At 40.5% G+C, this 18,923-nt stretch carries 12 protein-coding genes; 2 read left to right on the top strand and 10 right to left on the bottom strand.

What is annotated here, in order from left to right; translation table 11 throughout:
* Positions 1 to 34 precede the first annotated feature (34 nt).
* From AKG98_RS01990 to AKG98_RS01970, 5 genes are all read right to left on the bottom strand, one after another.
* The gene (locus AKG98_RS01990; RefSeq protein WP_157534050.1) at positions 35 to 1,684 is read right to left on the bottom strand and encodes a response regulator; all 1,650 of its coding nucleotides are present in this window, start codon (positions 1,682 to 1,684) and stop codon (positions 35 to 37) included.
* A gap of 228 nt (positions 1,685 to 1,912) precedes the next feature.
* Positions 1,913 to 3,007 carry an OmpA family protein gene (locus tag AKG98_RS01985; protein ID WP_067040550.1) on the bottom strand — a complete coding sequence of 365 codons (1,095 nt, stop codon included), beginning with the start codon at positions 3,005 to 3,007 and terminating at the stop codon, positions 1,913 to 1,915.
* A gap of 701 nt (positions 3,008 to 3,708) precedes the next feature.
* Entirely contained in the window at positions 3,709 to 5,643 is a 1,935-nt protein-coding gene (glgB, locus tag AKG98_RS01980) for a 1,4-alpha-glucan branching protein GlgB (RefSeq protein ID WP_067040548.1), read from the bottom strand.
* Between the two features lie 22 nt (positions 5,644 to 5,665).
* Complete coding sequence (gene malQ, locus AKG98_RS01975) at positions 5,666 to 7,873, bottom strand: 4-alpha-glucanotransferase (protein WP_067040546.1); 2,208 nt, start codon at positions 7,871 to 7,873, stop codon at positions 5,666 to 5,668.
* Positions 7,874 to 7,891: 18 nt separating this feature from the next.
* Entirely contained in the window at positions 7,892 to 10,348 is a 2,457-nt protein-coding gene (locus tag AKG98_RS01970) for a glycogen/starch/alpha-glucan phosphorylase (protein ID WP_067040544.1), read from the bottom strand.
* A 382-nt stretch (positions 10,349 to 10,730) separates the two neighbouring features.
* Between AKG98_RS01970 and malT the strand changes: the two genes are divergently transcribed.
* Positions 10,731 to 13,442 carry an HTH-type transcriptional regulator MalT gene (gene malT / locus AKG98_RS01965; RefSeq protein ID WP_067040542.1) on the top strand — a complete coding sequence of 904 codons (2,712 nt, stop codon included), beginning with the start codon at positions 10,731 to 10,733 and terminating at the stop codon, positions 13,440 to 13,442.
* A gap of 124 nt (positions 13,443 to 13,566) precedes the next feature.
* Here malT and AKG98_RS01960 read toward each other — a convergent pair whose 3' ends face one another.
* On the bottom strand, positions 13,567 to 14,451 hold the full coding sequence (locus tag AKG98_RS01960; RefSeq protein WP_067040539.1) for a LysR family transcriptional regulator: 885 nt from the start codon (positions 14,449 to 14,451) through the stop codon (positions 13,567 to 13,569).
* Positions 14,452 to 14,560: 109 nt separating this feature from the next.
* Here AKG98_RS01960 and AKG98_RS01955 point away from each other — a divergent pair, with 109 nt between their 5' ends.
* Positions 14,561 to 14,776: a DUF2798 domain-containing protein gene (locus AKG98_RS01955; RefSeq protein ID WP_067040537.1), complete on the top strand. Its 216-nt coding sequence runs from the start codon at positions 14,561 to 14,563 to the stop codon at positions 14,774 to 14,776.
* 228 nt (positions 14,777 to 15,004) lie between these two features.
* Here the strand turns inward: AKG98_RS01955 and AKG98_RS01950 are convergent, their stop codons facing one another.
* From AKG98_RS01950 to AKG98_RS01935, 4 genes are all read right to left on the bottom strand, one after another.
* Complete coding sequence (locus AKG98_RS01950; RefSeq protein WP_067040532.1) at positions 15,005 to 15,886, bottom strand: NAD(P)-dependent oxidoreductase; 882 nt, start codon at positions 15,884 to 15,886, stop codon at positions 15,005 to 15,007.
* Between the two features lie 310 nt (positions 15,887 to 16,196).
* Complete coding sequence (locus AKG98_RS01945) at positions 16,197 to 16,988, bottom strand: PhzF family phenazine biosynthesis protein (RefSeq protein WP_067040529.1); 792 nt, start codon at positions 16,986 to 16,988, stop codon at positions 16,197 to 16,199.
* Positions 16,989 to 17,085: 97 nt separating this feature from the next.
* A complete protein-coding gene (locus AKG98_RS01940) occupies positions 17,086 to 17,760 on the bottom strand; it encodes a M15 family metallopeptidase (protein WP_067040518.1) in 675 nt (224 codons plus the stop codon).
* A gap of 484 nt (positions 17,761 to 18,244) precedes the next feature.
* Positions 18,245 to 18,604 (bottom strand): Imm51 family immunity protein, encoded by a 360-nt coding sequence (locus tag AKG98_RS01935; protein ID WP_067040516.1) that lies wholly within the window; start codon positions 18,602 to 18,604, stop codon positions 18,245 to 18,247.
* Positions 18,605 to 18,923 lie beyond the last annotated feature (319 nt).

Genomic DNA, 18,923 nt, shown 5'->3' with positions numbered 1-18,923 from the left:
ACATTAGCGTAAATACCCGGCATTATTGATAACGTTACATGTGAAAGCTCAGCTTATCGATGGCTAAATGAAACAGTTCATGTGTACGACGTTTTTCTTCTGTTGTGGGGCGGTTATCATTTTCGTAGATCCAGTCGCAAGATTTAAGAATACTTTCACGTTCGTGAATACTGGTTTCTGATTGAGATTCTGAGGGTGTTGCCAATGCCGTTAATTCAATAATCAAACGGCAATTCTTATAATTAAACGGGACTCGGTGAAAAGCTTTATAAGCATAGCTAATCGCTTGATTAGCCGCATTTTCTTGACGTTGTGCTTGTGCTTTTTCGGTCAGTATTTTACCTTCTTGTAGGCGTTGCTGGATTTCATGTTTGGCGCCATCGAGCATCTTAATTTGACTTAACATTAAGATATCTTCATTGGTGTTTTTACACAATGCCTGCGCACGTAACACCGACGCTTCATACAACTCCGGAATACCACACAAGCCATATAGCCTTGTAATGTTCAATTCAGTATAAAAGTCCACTGTTGGTTTATCAGCAACACTTAATTTATGCACCACAATCAAAGCGTTTTTAATATCACCATTGATGTAAGCAAGAATACCAAGCCCAATTAACAAATTAAACTCAGCGATGCTGTCGCCTTCAGGTTTCGCACTATACTCATGAATTTTATACTGCGCTTGACTCAATAATTCATCGTGTTCTTGGGTCGATTCAGTATATAAACTTGCGAGTAAAAGTGACACATAAGTATTCATCGCAACGCCGTAGCTATAACGACTAGTATCTTTAACCTTAGTAATAAAGCGCTGAAAACCAGCCGCCGCTTTATCATGTTGCTGCAGTGCCGTATACAAATTAGCAAGTATGAGCTCACGATGTGGGTTTGCAGGATTCACTTTATGCGCAATATTAAATTCACGAATGGCATCCGGTAATTTGTCCCTAACCATCATGCAATTAGCAAGGCTTTGACGGGCAACAGGTTGACGAGGGTGCTTGGTTAATATCGCCTTGAACACATTCTCAGCTTTATCCAAATCGCCTAGCGATTGGTAAGTTTGACCTAAACCGATTTCAGACCAGATGGAGTCCGTTTCTTCACAGGATTTTTGATAAAATGCTAAGGCTTCATCATGCCGTCTTAAACGTAATAAACAATCACCATAGATACGATCTATATAATTAACATATTGCATGTTATTGGTGCGATAGTTATCACATAACTCCAGGGCTAATTGATAATCTTGATTATCCATGGCCGATAATAACGGTGCGATCACGGCTTTACGTACTAATACGCTTTCAATACGATGAATAAACTCTTGTGAGCATAAAGGCTTAAGCAAATAATCATCGGGTTCTAATTCAATCAAATGTGTAACTACAGAACGTGAACTATCGCCAGTCACACAAATAAACACGGTATTGGATGAAATTAATTTTCGCTGTTTAACCTCATCGAAAATAAGCGCACCATCGATATGATGATTCATATTATAATCACAGAGAACCACATCATACTGATGTTGAGATAACAAACGAATAGCTTTTAAACTGTCAGTAGTACTATCAATAAAGTCATTCGAAACACCAGCACTGTTGAGCATCCAACGCATTAAAGAGATGATAGTGATAGAGTCATCAATGATTAAAAATCTTTTTTTATTTATCACCTTACACCCCCCAAATCCATTTGAAACATAGTTCTTATTAAGAATAGATCAGTAGGTATTCTACAGCAGAAATTATCATTAAAATGTTATGGTTATAGTGTTTTAAACATAAAACACACTAGTATTGATTGATAATACGATATTAAAAAGCCAGCTTTCGCTGGCTTCTTAATTTGAGCTCTGTATCTTTAGATCGAACGAAACAATAGTCTCGATCATTAATACGCTTTATTTATAGCTGATTTCAGCCATTACACGTCGATTTTCTAAGCGACCTTCTTTTGTACTATTACTGGCAACCGGTTGTTCTTGCCCATAGCCTACCGCAGATACCCGTGAAGTATCAATTCCATACTCGCTAATCAGGATATCACGTACCGCATCGGCACGACGTTGTGACAAGGCTTTATTATAAGCTGCTTTCCCACTACTATCAGAATGCCCTTCTATCACCACATTCGCATTTAAAAACTGCGTCATCAAGTCGGCAACGTCTCTAATTTCACTTTTTGCGGACTCAGGAATGACTGCCGAGTTATTGCCAAAATGAACTTTGAGTTTCATCGATGCGGGTTGTTCCATTACAATTACACAGCCATTGTCGTCAATAGAATCAGTCGACACGCTATCAGGACAGTGATCGAGGTAATCAGGGATCCCATCACCGTCACGATCGAGTGCACAACCACTATCATCAACATAAACACCACTTGGCGTATTTAAACATTGATCATTCTTATCAAGGATTGCATCGCCATCGCCATCCAGCAATACCACAACAGCAGCAGGTGCTTTACTCTTACGACCAAATGCATAACTCACACCCACAGTAATTAATGAATCCCAACGTTCCTCGTCCAAACTGTTAATCATCTTAGCTTGTAATCGAGCAGACCATTTATCATTAAAGTGATAACGACTACCAACACCGACATTAAGTTGTGTTTCTTTGGTGTCATTGGCTCCTGAATCAAATGTGCCATGGCCAACACCGGCATTGATAAATGGTTGCCAATTCCCTATTTCAGGTGTGTAGTAAAGCCCATCAAGCGTGTATTGTGCGTTATCTACATCGACAGAAGATCCGTCAATATCAGAGTTACCATAGAGGTAACTGACTTCTGCACCAAACTTCGGGCTAATAACGTATTCTCCACCAATAACCAATGCTGCGCCGTCTTCAACGCCTAATTTTGAACCAAACATATGATAACCGGCGGCGGGATTTAGATAAATCGTTCCGGCCTTTTCAGCAAGAGCAGGTTGCACAGATGCGACCATAGCGCACATAATCAAACTTAATTTTCCATTTATATTTTTCATTAACCTCTCCTTGTATTTAAACAATATTAACTAATAGATATTGAAAGTACATGGTTTTATTTAAAAATATTTAAAATCAAGATAAGTATAAATCAAGTTAGGTAAATGTGACGCTCTGTGTCACAAAACAGTTAACACTAAAGGATATAAATACCAATATTGAATAGAATAATAAGGATTAACGTTCACACATAATGTTACTAAATGGCCATACTCATAGCATTAATAAATTACTACTCCAAAATACATATTTTAATGTCCGGATGTAAACATGTGTTTAAGCATATGTAATTATATGTATAATCATCGCCATACTAACGCACTAAATAGCACAAGATGGAAATTATGATTAGAAAATACTGTAAATTTTCGATAAGCAACCCAAAACTCCATAAGGTGCATATTGCCCTATTACCGTGTATTGTTTTTTATTCAGCATATGAGTTATTAGAAAATCAAAATTTAATATTTACTTTAGGTTTTGTGATTATCGTTCCATCACTATTTATACTTGCTAAATCAGCTGAGTACGCTAGAAAATATTTTCCTTAGTCTTACGAGTAAAACATATAACCTTGTATAACAACCACCTGCTGAATTATCCGTTTAATGAGAAGTTTTCGGTAGAATGAAGTAAAAAAAGGCAAGAAGATCGCTTACCTTTAAATTAGATAACCTGTGAATCTATTTATATTGATTGTTCATCCTGCAGGTACCCAGCGATAAAATACCGTCGACAATGGTGGTAATATTAATCGAACAGAATCTGTAAGCCCCTGACTCTGTACTTTTTCACTGTCAGCTCTGCTTACCAGTGGATAATTACTGCCAGCGTAGCATTCAGCATCGGTGTTTAATAACAGATCATAACGACCAGCATTCGGCACACCGAGACGGAAGTTATCTCTTGGTATTGGCGTAAAATTACTGATCACCAAGATGCGTTCGCCACTCTCGCTAATACGTTCATGCGCTAACACACTTTCGGCATTGTTATCTTGTAAGCGCCACTCAAAACCCGCTGGATCGCAATCTAGTTGATACAGTGCAGGTTCCGCCTGATACAACTGGTTCAAATCTGCAGTCAATTGTTGCACACCCGCATTGTGGGCATGTTGTAGCAGCCCCCAATCCAGTTGACTATCATGGTTCCACTCTCGTGATTGCGCTATCTCAGCCCCCATGAAGTTCAGTTTCTTACCCGGCTGGCCATACATATAACCCGTATAAGCACGTAAATTAGCGAATTTTTGCCATTCATCACCGGGCATTTTACCCAATAAAGAACCTTTACCGTAAACCACTTCATCATGGGATAAGGCTAATACATAGTTTTCACTAAATGCATAAACTAGCGGGAACGTGATCGTATTGTGATGGTATTGACGGTTAATCGGCTCTTCTTGCATGTAGTTTAAGCTATCGTGCATCCAGCCCATATTCCATTTAAAACCAAACCCTAAACCACCTAAGAAAGTCGGTTTCGATACCCCTGGGTATGCAGTCGACTCTTCTGCAATCGTCATGGCATTAGGAAAATGGTTATAAATTTCTTCATTCATCCACTTTAATACCTTGATGGTATCGTAGTTATGATTACCGCCATCGCAGTTAGGGATCCACTCGCCATCATTACGCGAATAATCCAGATACAGCATCGACGCAACAGCATCAACGCGGATACCATCCACATGAAATTGCTCTAACCAATACAAGCTATTCGACACTAAAAATCGCTGTACATGATCTTTACCGCAGTCATAAATATAACTGTGCCAATCTTGGTGCCAACCACGTTTCGGATCGGGATCATTAAATAATGCCGTGCCATCGAAATTCGCTAAACCGTGATCATCTTCAGGAAAATGCGCAGGCACCCAATCGATGATAACGCCAAAGCCTGCTTGATGACACTGATCAACAAAAAACTTAAAATCATCGGGGTGACCAAAACGACTGGTTGGGGCGAACAGTCCAATCGGCTGATAGCCCCAAGAACCGTAAAACGGATGCTCTGAAATTGGCATCAATTCAACATGGGTGTAATGCATTTTTTGCAGATACGGAATAAGTTTTTCCGCTAATTGACGATAATTTAAAAACTCATCATTTGCATCACGCAGCCAAGAACCGACATGAAGTTCATAAAATGATAATGCTTGTTTGTGCTTTTCGGTGACAGCACGTTGTTGCCATGTATCATCCTGCCATTGATAACTATCTTGCTGATACACCAAGGATGCAAATGAAGGGTACTGTTCTGCATGCGCCCCCCATGGATCGGATTTATATGGCAAGCTCTTACCATTGCTATCCACAATGGCAAACTTATAGCGCTCACCAATGTTTAAGTTAGCAATGAATACACCCCATAGACCTGCGTCCAATTGACGCAAGGCATGGTCGTTAGTATTCCAATCATTGAAATCACCAATCACACTGACTTTACTGGCATGCGGTGCAAACACTAAAAAGCGCACACCCGATACGCGCTGACCGTCGTGCATAAAACTGACACACTGCGCCCCCATCTCTTTGTGCATGAGTGTTGGGGTATGTAATGTTTCCATACTTGGCATCAAGCCAGAATATGCTTCAAGGTTGTGGATCACTGCCACATTTGCAACCAATTGCATTAAAACGTCCTTTCTACTACGATTAGCTGTTCACTACGTCGCGACTTGCAGCTTCATCACTGGCTTTTGCGCGTGCGGCAGTCAACTCTGCGGTTAAATAATTAACATTCGGGCAGCTAAACATGTCATCCAATGTTGCTGATAATTTACGACGCCAGTTCGGGTATTCATCTACCGTTCCCGGTACGTTAACAGGCTTATCCATGGCTAGCCAGTCTTCGAGCTGTAAACTCAACAAGCTGCTTGAACCTGCTGCTAAATGTAATTGTAAGCTGTTACTCAGTGCTTGATCCATAGCAACATAGTTTGCATTGCGCCCTACCGATTCTGCCAAATTACCGTGCCACGACACACTATTGAGTATTTCTTGTTTCGATTTGCAGCGATCATCAAACAAACCATCCAACTGTGCTTGATCTGGATACAGCCCTATGGTTTGACCTAATTTAAGGTCTTCACAATGCCAGAAGCCACGTAGTGTCGGCATGTCATGGGTACACAGTGTTGCCATTGATTGCGGTTGGTAATGGGCTGGTGAAAAATAGCCACCATCTTCAGCTGTTTCAAAAAAGAAGACTTTGTAAGAATGAATACCCGCGTCACTTAACAAGCTCACGATCTCATCAGGCACGGTGCCAAGATCTTCACCAATCACAGCGCACTGATGACGATGGCTTTCTAACGCCAAAATAGACAGCATATCCTGAACCGGATAATACATGTAAGCGCCAGATGTCGCAGCCTCACCTTTTGGTATCCACCACAGACGTAGCAGTCCTAATACATGATCGATACGCAGGGCACCACAATGCTGCATGTTGGCACGTAATAATTGAATAAAGGCATCATAACCCGTGGCTTTTAATTGCGCTGGATTAAGCGGCGGCAAGCCCCAATTTTGTCCTAAAGGCCCTAATACGTCAGGTGGCGCACCAATACTCACATCTTGACACAAAGTACCTTCATCAGCCCAAACTTCAGCACCACTATCGGCAACGCCAACCGCAAGATCACGGTAAATACCCATGTTCATGCCTTGTTCTAACGCAAATTTTTGTACATCTGCGATCTGTTCATCCGCAATCCACTGCAAGTACATATAACGTTGGATAGCGGGCTGGTTTTGTTTAATAAAGGTTTGTACTGCATCGCTGTTAATATCACGCAATTCAGCAGGGAATACTTGCCACCCCCACACACTTTCATCTTTATCATGTAGCTGTTGATGCAGCGCATCGAAGCTTGCTTGATGTAATAAGCTATCCCCACCTTTCGCCACGAATGCTAAGAAATTTTGTGCACGTGCGCTATTCGCCGCTAAATGACGTTGTTGGAACTCGCTAAATAATAGCGGTAACACGCTCATTTTTAAACGTGACACTTCACTGTAATCAACCCACTCAGTGGCACGAACAGCATGTAAGGCTTGCTGGAAATCGCTACTACCAACGCGTTGTTGGGCTGTTGAACATAATGCAAATTCAGGTACCGCAGTCACATCTATGTATAACAGGTTTAACCAGCGACGCGATGACGGACTGTATGGGCTCGCGCCTTCGGGATTAGCAGGAAATAAAGAATGTATCGGATTCAAGCCAACAAAATCACCACCACGCGCCGCAATATCAGCCACCAGCTGTTTCAGGTCGCCAAAATCACCGATACCCCAGTTATGATCGGTTTTCAAAGTATACAACTGCACACTTGGGCCCCAAGACTTATTACCTTGCTCAATCGCGGGTTGTTTGTAACACGCTTGGGGCGCAATGATCAGCGTCATTTCGTAAGGTGATTTACGACGACGGCGTAATACCTGTAATTTGTGATAACCCAAAGCAAGATCATTGGGTAACGAAAAGGTAAGTACTCCGCCTTCGTCACGGGTATCGGCAACAATTTGCGATTGCAGATAACCTTCTACAACCTCACCTTGTTCCGTTTCGAGCCGCCAGCTAAAATCACTGACTCGCGCGCTTTGCCCCAAATTCAAATCAATATGAATAGATTCGCCATCTTTAACCACTTTTACAGCCGCTAAAATTGGCGTTTGGTGCTTTTTATCAGCCGACGCGAGTAGTGTTTGTTCAGATTGAGTATCGTAGCCTAGCGCAGCTAATAAACGTGTTAGCGTGTCATCGGAGACGACTTCATTGTTACCCCAAGCATTGGTATAGCTATCTGCGATACCCGCTTGTTCTGCAACTTTTTTCAGCACATTACTTTGTTCCATTTTATCCTCCATGAATACTTAACGGCTAACCGCGTTTAATTGCCAAATGTTGTTAGCATAATCACGAATACTACGATCAGAGCTAAACTTACCATTACGTGCTGTATTTAAAATTGCCATTTTCGCCCAGCCCTGTGGGTCACAATATTGCTTATCAATACGTGCTTGTGCCTGCTCATAATCAGCGAAATCCGCCAATACTAAATATGGGTCACCGCCTTCTAACAGGCTATGACGTGTGGCATTCAGTAGCCCAGATTGACCCGGTGTAAATTCATCACCCGCCAGCAGATCCAGCGAAGCACGTAATAAGTGATCAGCATCATAATAATCGTAAGGGTTATAACCTTGAGCCTGTAGTGCTTGCACTTCATCAACATTAAGACCAAAGATAAAGATGTTGTCATCACCCACTTCTTCACGGATCTCAACATTGGCACCATCCATCGTCCCGATCGTCAACGCACCATTCAGTGCCATCTTCATATTGCCGGTACCCGAGGCTTCTTTACCCGCCGTTGAGATCTGCTCAGATACATCCGCTGCAGGGATAATAATTTCAGCTAAACTGACTCGATAGTCAGGCAAAAATACTACTTTTAAGGTATCACCAATTCGCGGGTCATTGTTAATCTTTTCTGCGACCTTGTTAATTGCAAATATAATTTCTTTAGCTAACTCATATCCTGGTGCCGCTTTTGAAGCAAAAATGAACACTCTTGGTTGCATAGTGAAAGTGGCATCGTTAATTAAACGATGATACAAAGACAAGATATGCAGTAAATTAAGGTGCTGGCGTTTATATTCATGTAAACGTTTAATCTGTACATCAAAAATAGCATCAGGATTAAGGGTTATATCCATATGCTCAGCAACCCAATCTGCTAAACGTTGTTTGTTGGCTTTTTTAACACACATAAAATCTGTTTGAAATTGACGATCATCTGCAAATGCTTCTAACTGTTTTAGTTGGTCCAGATCTTTAACCCAACCGCTACCAATTTTACTGCTAATTAAATCGGACAGTAGTGGATTACAGAACTTCAGCCAGCGACGTGGCGTGACACCATTGGTGACGTTATGTAATCGCCCCGGGAACAACTCATTAAACTCAGGGAATAGATCACGCTTCACAAGGTCAGAATGCATCGCCGCAACACCGTTTACCGCATACGTACTGGCAACACATAAATTGGCCATACGAACACGACGCTCGCCCCCTTCTTGGATAATTGACAACTTACGTAATTTCTCAATATCGTTTGGCCACTTGTCTGCTACCAGCCCCATTAGGCGTAAATTAATATCAAAGATGATCTCCATGTGGCGAGGTAATAACGTCTTCATCAAGTCCTCCCCCCATGTCTCTAATGCTTCAGGCAGTAAGGTATGGTTGGTATAAGCAAATGTTTTTGAGCTGATCGCCCATGCGTCATCCCAACTTAAGTGATGCTCATCAAGTAAGATGCGTAATAACTCAGGAATCGCAATCGTTGGATGGGTATCATTAAGTTGAATAGACTCTAACTTAGCTAAATCCATAATCGAATGACCAGCGGCTTTATGACGACGTAAAATATCCGCCACAGAGCAAGCACAGTGGAAGTACTGCTGCATCAAACGTAGTTCTTTACCTTTGTCATGATTATCATTTGGGTATAACACTTTGGTGAGATTACCGGCCTGAATATGGCTTGCTTGTGCTGCAACATAATTACCTTCATCAAAGCGGTTCAAATTAAACGGCGCTGGTGCACGACACTCCCATAAACGCAATGGATACACAGAATTATTGTTATAACCAACAATCGGTAAATCCCACGCCATACCCTCGACTTGTAAACCCGGAACCCAACGACGTTGACTGATGCCATCACGATCGAAATACTCTTCTACATGACCATAAAAACCGACTTTTTGCGCCAGTGCAGGACGAATAACTTCCCAAGGGTAACCCGTTTCATCACGCCATACATCCGGTGCTTCTTGTTGACGGCCGTCATTAAAATTTTGCTTAAACAAGCCATATTCATAATGTAAACCATAACCTACCGCGGGGTATTCTTCCGCTGCAAGTGAATCCATAAAACAAGCCGCTAGACGACCTAAACCACCATTACCTAATGCCGGGTCACGCTCTTCTTCTAATAAATCAGTGAGGTTTTGACCAAACTCAGCCATTGCTGCTGTGACTTGTTCATACAAGCCCATGCTAATCAGGTTATTACCAGTAAGGCGGCCAATGAGGAACTCTAATGAGAGATAGTTAATGCTGCGGGCATTTTTTATCTTGGTATCTTGTTCTGTTGCAAGCAAATTCATCGTCGTGGTTTCAGCTAGCGCATACTCCATCGCTAAGCGCCACGTATGTGCACTCGCTTGCGCTGGTAATGTCACTAATTTTGTCGTTAAGTATTTATTAACGGCGGCTTGGAATGCTGTTTTATCAAAGCTTTTGTTTACTGTCGATTTCATCTTACATCCTAATGCTAATGCTACAGGTTCAAAGTTAAAACTAAATAAATTTTCAATGAGATGAATCTTGCCTTAATCCGTAAACACCAACATCCTCCTGTGTCGATAAATTAAAGGAGGAGTGGTTTAGGCGTAGACGCGTCTATTTCTAGGCTGGCGTGATAGTCGCCGTGATAGAGTTCGCAGTTTATGGGGGAGGATGAACGAATTTAAGTGATTTTAGTCGCATTATTACCACATTTAAATGTAACAAAATGAAACAAGTTATAGCCCTATCACCGTTTTTAGCATCTGGTTTAGTTATTATATAAATATTGATAATGAAAATAAAAATCAGCAAGACGCGACCTCGCCTTTATACTCTGACAAATAAGAACAGCTTATGTGGATAACATCAAAATTAAATCGCCCAACTCGCTTACACAATTCAATCTCCCGTACTCGTATTTTAGGTCACCTTCAAGACGCAGCATTTAATAAATTAGTCTTATTTCGTTCACCTGCGGGTTATGGTAAAACCACCATGGCAGCGCAATGGCTCAAAGACCACAGCCAAGTAGGTTGGTTTAATATCGATGAAACCGATAACGATACGTTTCGTTTTGTGAACTATTTTATTCAAGCGATTAACAAAGTCACCGAGCAAGCCTGCATCAATTCACAAGCATTGGCCGAACGTCGCCAATATAGCTCGCTGCCTAATTTATTTAGTGAACTGTTTGCCGAACTGGCTAACTATCAAAGTGAGTTTTATCTGGTCTTAGATGATTACCACTGTATTAACAATGATGAGATCCATGAAGGCTTACGTTTCTTCCTTAAATACATGCCAGCGAACTGCACGTTAGTTGTCACCAGTCGTACTTTGCCCCCCCTGAATACCGCAAACTTGCGTATTCGCGATCTGCTTATCGAACTCGACAGTGAATTATTAGCGTTTGACGACCAAGAAATTGTACAATTTTTTGAACAACGTATTGGCTTTAACATGAGCGATACTGAAGTCCAAAAATTACAACAGAAAATTGAAGGCTGGCCATCGGCATTACAATTAATCGCCCTGCAAGTAAAACAGAAGCAACACAGTGTGGCCGAATCGACGGAGTGGATCTCACAAATCAAGCAATCCCACCTGTGGGACTATTTGGCTGAAGAAGTATTTGATTTATTAGATAAACCCTTACAAGTATTTTTAATGCAATGCTCAGTCTTTACCATATTCAATACCAGTTTAATCACTGAGTTCTTTGATAATGAAGCAGCAAACAACTTATTAGAATCATTAGATAAACACGGGTTATTTCTACACTCCCTCGAAGGTGAACAGAATTGGTATCGGTTTCACAACTTATTTTCTGATTTTCTTAAACACCAACGCCATACCAAGCTTGCACAGAGTAGCAAGCAATTACATAAAGACGCAGCGCGCGCTTGGTTAAAACACGATAACCCCCAACAAGCACTGTTTCATGCCCAACGAGCCAAAGACAGCACCTTAACCGCCGAGATCTTATTAGCACACGGTTGGCACATGTTTAATCAGGGTGAATTAGCCAATTTAGAAACCACCATTGGCCAGCTGCAACCGGATACCTTATATCAAAGTCCCCGCCTGCCGTTATTACGTGCTTGGTTAGCCCAAAGCCAACACAGTTATGATCAAGTTGGTGATTTACTCGCGCAAGCATTAATCGAATTAAAACAGCGTAATATCGAGTTAACATTAGCTGAGCAAGGTGAATTTAATGCCCTGCGTGCGCAGGTAGCAATTAACCAAAACAACCCAGAACTGGCATTACAACTGGCTGAAAATGCCCTGGAACAATTAGATCCTCGTAATTATCGCAGCCGAATTGTCGCGACCTCGGTAATTGGTGAAGTAAACCATGTACTCGGTCATTTAGACCGTGCACTGGCCATGATGCAACAAGCAGAACGCATGGCGCGCCAGTACCATGTTTACCCGCAAGCATTATGGTCGCTGTTACAACAAAGTGAGATTTTAATTGCCCAAGGTCATATCCAATCCGCGTTTGAATTACTCGACAGTGCTGACCAACTCGCTGACAAACAACATCTACAGCAACTGCCCTTGTATGAATTTTTACAACGCATTCGTAGTCAAATCTATTGGCGTTGGAATCATTTAGACCTAGCAGAAGAGTTCGCCCATAAAGGGTTAAATGTGTTACCTAAATATTGTCAGTCTAAATATTTACAATCGTATGCCATCTTAGCGCGCGTACATATATCGCGTGGAGAACTGGATAAAGCCGGTCGTTATATCGACTTGTGTGGCGAGCTTATCGATCAGTCCGATTACCATGCTGACTGGATAGCCAATGCTAACTTTTCGCAATTGTTATACTGGCAAGCTAAGGGACTGAACAGTCCAGTTGAGCAATGGCTGCAACAAAGCCTGCCAGTCGCAGACAATGCCTGTAACCACTTTACGCAGAGTCACGGTCGTAATCTGGCGCGAGCTTATATGCTAACGGAGAACTACACGCAAGCACTCCAGATCCTCGCCCACTTACAACAGGCGGCAACGCGTCATCAACTGGTTTTCGAACAGCAAAAAAATGCCACCTTGGAAGCCGTGCTCAACAGCCAATCCGGTGACCAAATACAAGCGTTAGACAAGTTACAAACCGCACTGACATTGACAAATACCACCAGCTCAATTTGCGATTTCTTGATTGATGCCAAAGTGATTGCAGAATTACTTAACGGCTTATTGAAACAAGGTAATATGGCCGAGTTAGAACGTTATCGTGCTGAAAAGCTACTTGCTGAAATGTCGATAAAACGTCACAACCGCGCGATTTATTTTGATAAAGACTTTGTACATAAACTATTGAACAACCACAATCTGCCAGAACTGATCCGCACCAGCCCACTGACGCATAGAGAGTGGCAAGTGCTTGGCTTGATTTATTCCCGTTACAGCAATGAACAGATCTCAATAGAGCTGGATGTGGCTTCTACGACCATCAAAACCCATATTCGTAATCTGTATCAGAAGTTAAATATTGCCAATCGTAGAGAGGCGATTGAAACCGCAGAGAATTTATTGAAGATGATTGGCTATTAGTACTAACGAGGGATGACTTACATGCTAGCGGTTAATACCGTTAGCATTTATCTATGGTAATCAGATTATTTTTTATATTTTACAGGCTAACGGCACCGAGTAATGTCGCCCATAAACACCCATATTAGAAATCAACGTTCTGTTTCAAGTAATCAATTAACTTCGAGGCTCTGGAACTCAATAGCTGCCGTCTATACCAAACGGCATAAACATCTCTATTTGCACCTTGCCAATTTGGTAAAACCCGAACCAATTGCTGATTTTTAAGCTCATCTTTTATCTCAGTTGATGGTAGCAACGTGATGCCTAACCCACTAATTGAAAACTGCTTTGCAATCTGTAGATCGTTAACCACTATTCTTCTTTTTCTAGGTTTGAAGACTATTCGATTGTTCGTGTTAGCACATTCAAATAACTCCCATGAAGCAGTCAAAGGGTTGCTAATAATGATGTCCGCTTCTTCAAGATCTTGAGGCTGCTCTAGCATGCCTTGGGATTCTATATACAAAGGACTCGCAACCAGCATGGTTTCTATTCTACCTAACTTAAGCGAGGTAAGATCTGAATCTTTTTGTTTACCGACTCTAATAGCAAAATCAGCATTGGAAGAATAGAATTCGGTAAGGGTATTGCTTAATTCCAACTCCAAATCTATTTCAGGGCTTTGATGCAAATAACAAGACATATATCTTTGCAAGCAACTTGCAACCAAATTGGTTGGAGCAAGTACTTTGATGTGGCCTTTATCTCCTGATATATCGTTTTGAATTTCATTGATAATCGAATCAACCGAGTTTACATGGAAGTATGCATTGTTAAAAAGCTTATGCCCTTCTCTCGTCATTTCAAAATTGTGACTACTTCTATTCAATAGTTTACAACCAAACTCAACTTCTAATGCTTTTATACGTCTACTCACGGTAGATGACGGGATTTTCAAACTTTCACTTGCTGATTTTAGGCTACCAGCTTCCACAACCGCTATAAATAACGAAATATCATCAAACATACTCAATTCCATATATGGGTTTCATGAACCCAAATTAAGGTCTAGATATCATTATCGCTACAAAATATAGTACTTGTCATCAATCATTAACATCTTCGAGGTATTTAGTATGAAACAACGTATTTTGTTCACTGTAATAATGTCATTTTTCCTTTCTTCATTAATGACATTGTGGGTAACCTATATCAACCTAGGGAATACACCAGAATTTTTAAACATGTGGGGAACTGCATTCCTGTTAGCGTGGCCTGCTGCAGGTGTTATTTCGTTTATTGTTTCACCTTTAGCACAACGCATTACACATAGAGTTTTAGGATTGGGCTAGAAAAAGTTTGGGCAGAGTGAAGGTCTAACGTCTGCCATTTCACATTAGCACTGAGATCACAAGTCCAAATTAGCAGTATGTGAATGAGATTTTGCATCTAAGCAGGTATGGGGGAAATTCAGTTTAGTTTTATTGCTCTAATCCATAAATGGACAGGACTGCGTTAGATTTAATACTCTAACGCAGTGAACTTAGATTAGGAACAGTATCCTGAAATATTAAATTTTGTTAGCTAATACTAATTGCGGGAAGCACTTCTGCGAAATCATTATCCAGCATATCTAATACACTCTCATAACCATATTTCGGCTGCCACCCTAATTCTAATTGCGCCAAACTAGAGTCATAAACTCGGTCGAGACTTTTAGGTAAATGCCAAGTTCGATCTGCGAAGTCTTTTGCAAGCTTCGCGGCATACTCTTTTACGACATCATCAGCGTTTAGATAAAGCTGCTCACAACATGTCTTATTAAATGGTGTTTTTCCAGAAATAATATAACGTCTGAACCCCGAAAGACGTTTTTCGATGGCACAAGCATGAGCATTCGCTACATCTCGAGCATCAATGCCACGCGTAAGACGATAGAGAGCCATTAAATTTGCAGGTTCAGGAAAGCAGCGAGACATTTGAAGTACAGTGACAGGTAAATTAAACAAGTTTGAGATATTTTCCAAAATCTGTTCTGCTTGTATCTTGGATTTGTGGTAAATCGTTTTAGGTCTAGGAGTAACCGTTTCATTGACCCATCCTGCAACGCCATCAGGCGTTGAAGAAAAACCATAGAGGGCTGTAGTGCTCGTAAACACAAAATGTTTAACCCCTTTTTTTACTGCTAATAGTGCTAGCTGCTCCGTTGCTTTTATGTTGATATCTTCGAATTCGTGGTCAGATACCAAGCCTACATGCGGCGCATGCAATGCAGCAGTATGAACAATGACATCCACATCCTCTACAGCCTCAGTTAACAAACCAATATCACGAATGTCTCCAACATAGTCTACTGTAGAGCAAGGAGTTTTATCTATTCCTACGACTTTGTGTGTCTTCATCAATTTTATATAAATTGCACGTCCTACTCGACCAGCTGATCCTGTAACTAAAATTTTCAACTTTTACTACCTGTTTGAATCCAAGAGTCTATTCTATCAGTTTACGAATGGTATGGTCTTCCTCTTCGGTATTGCATTGACCAAAAAATACCGCAAACAAGTATTTATGAATTAGAAAAATTCAGTCAAAATGCTGTTACTGGATAATGTGTGAGTTTTAACCCTAAGACAAAAAGGGGCAGGAATGGCTTAGCGTTATTACTCTAAGCCATAGTTCATGTAAGCGGGTAAGCCCCTTGAAAATATGACTTAATTTAGATTAACGCCCTGTTAACGCACTTCTAAATAGTTTGCTATAAAGTAAGAACCACTAAACCGTTATTTTTCCTTCTAGGTATTGAACAGCTTTGCCTGAAATATAAACCTTATCACTTTCAACACTGCATATTAATGTTCCACCGCGCTTAGATGCTTGATAGGCAACGAGTTCAGGCTTATTTAATTTATCAGCCCAATATGGCGCTAAGCCAGCATGGATAGATCCAGTTACCGGATCTTCATCCCCACCATTTGCAGGCCAGAAGTAACGAGAAACAAAATCATACTCAGTAGATTTAGATGTAACGACTACATCATAAGGGGCAAGTTTTTTTAGTAGTTCATTGTTGCGTTCAACTGAAAGCACATCACTTTCTTGTTCATAAACAACGAAATATGCTTGGTCATTTAATAGAACTTCTATTGGCTTAATTGATAAACCGTTCAATAAGGCTAATGGTATATCATTTATGACTTCAGGTTTCCTATTTGGAAAGTTCATTTGAATATAGCCACTATCTGTCTCTGTAACCGATAAGTTCCCAACCGCTTCAGCGAAAAAATTTATCGTTTTTAAGCCGTTATTCTCAGCAAAGATTACAAATGAGGCTGCAAGGGTTGCATGCCCGCAAAAAGCAATTTCTGTTATAGGTGAAAACCAGCGTATTTCATAATGTTGGCTATCAATTTTTTTGACGAATGCCGTTTCTGACAAATTATTCTCAACAGCAATTGATTGCATTAGCTCAGGTGATAGCCAGTTTTCAGTAATAATTACAGCGGCAGGGTTACCTTTAAAAGTAGCATCAGAGAATGCGTCTATAACATTAATTTTTAAATCCATTTTAGAATTACTCCTTAGTATATAATTGCTTTATACGCCCGACTCAACTACCGGGGACTATTAATATATGTACTACGTATTATTAGTCGAATGTCACTCAAGATACTGTATTGGTTAAATTAATACAGGCACCATAAATTGCGTGCGAAGCCCCTGTTTTTTTTGCCCAATATCGATCACCATACGAGAAATGCCACCACTCATGTTCATAGAGGACAAATCCAGATTCTTGCATCTTCGTCACGAGCAACAGCCTATTTTTGGCGGCCTGTACAGATAGTCCTATAGGCTTAGGAGTAATAAGTTCAGGAGCCACATTAACCCAATCTTTAATTTCCATTCCGAAATCAATAGCACGACCACTCTCATCTATAATCTCAACATCTACCGCGCCTCCTGTACTATGCGGAGGTATATTAATTGAGCCATCATGATTTCTGACAGACGATACCAATTTTTCAGTTTCTATGTGAATATCGGAATCACTAAATGACGGAAACCTTTGCCTAACTCTATTTAGTTCCTCATCAAAAAGTTGCGACTGTACAGATAAACTTCGTAAACCCTCATACAAACGCAGAAACAGACCTGTTGGTAGCGAGGACTGGACTTGAAGCAACCGCTGATAAACTCCGATGCGGATCAAACAATAATCCTGCTCAGTTTCAGGGCATTCAGGTGGTGGTCCATAATGAATCCCGCCGCTAAGCCTGACGTCAATAAGTTCCTCATTATTATCAATTATCAGTATCTCTTGTGGCGATGCACTCATGTTCAATGACCTTAAACGACTAACGCCGCTATAACTTGCTGGGTCTGGTTTATAGCATTGCTAAACTTAAAATTTAAATTTAAATACCACCTTAAACTAATTTTAAAATCAATGCATTACATACTTTCACTTAGCCAGAACTGACCACTTTACTCCATAATGATTGAGATTTTTTATAGGGTCTAGATAAATAAATTTGCCTAAACGGCTACAACTTCTGAGACGCGTTAATCTAAAAATCGAGCGCAAAAAAACCAGCTGACAGTACGTCTTTATAAAATAAAGAGTACATCATCCGCTGGCTTTCGTTATATAAAAACTATTACAAGGATACTGTTACATTCCGACTGCTAAGATACAGTTATTCACGTCAGACAATAATGGATATTAATGGCATAGAGCATAGGTTTCAAACTGGAAGGCTCGTATTACTGCAAGTATTGCTAAGTTGAAATTAACGTTTAAATCAGGTTCGCCTTAGGAATCAGTTAGATTTACTTATTAATTCAGGTTCGAACTCGTACTGAGCATAACGGGCAATACAAGCATCTAATAAATCTTCATCATCATAAAACTCAGAGACCATATCAACAATTGTATGCAATGCATCTTTGTCTTCACTATGAATAGTAAACATCAAGGTTTCATCACCAAAAGTCAGTTTTTCGAATAAGCTTGGGTCCTTTTCTGACAGCATATTTTCTAACAGCAACGCCCAATCTTCACCATCTCCTAAAAAGTCATGCGCTTCAAAAGCTTTCCATTTTAAATCACTTAACATCAAGCTATGGTCGCGTTTGAAAGTTGAAAACAAAAATGGATAGTAAACATTTGCTTGCTTCATAATATCTCTCTAATATGATGGGAATTGTCATTGAATAACTTCTCGGAAGAGATCAAGAAGTTAAAGTATCTTCAGCCTACTCTTTGTATTTAAATTAAATGATAGGTGCATCATGTTTTGCCTTATTACCGTTAAGAATAGCATAGTGAAACACCGCTATTTATGATATTTGTGAGCACAGAGATGACATTAACGAAAAGTGAGGAAGTAAGACAAACTTGCTGAAACACGTTAATGTAATTTCTTGTACCGACAAAGACTTAACGCAAAAAATAAAGCCAGTGGACAACGACGTCTTTTAAAGAATAGTACATTATCC

Origin of the sequence: Moritella sp. JT01 (genome assembly GCF_001574435.1) — a bacterium.
In the GTDB taxonomy this organism is placed as follows: Bacteria; Pseudomonadota; Gammaproteobacteria; order Enterobacterales; family Moritellaceae; genus Moritella.
This window is presented reverse-complemented; position numbering and strand designations above follow the sequence as displayed.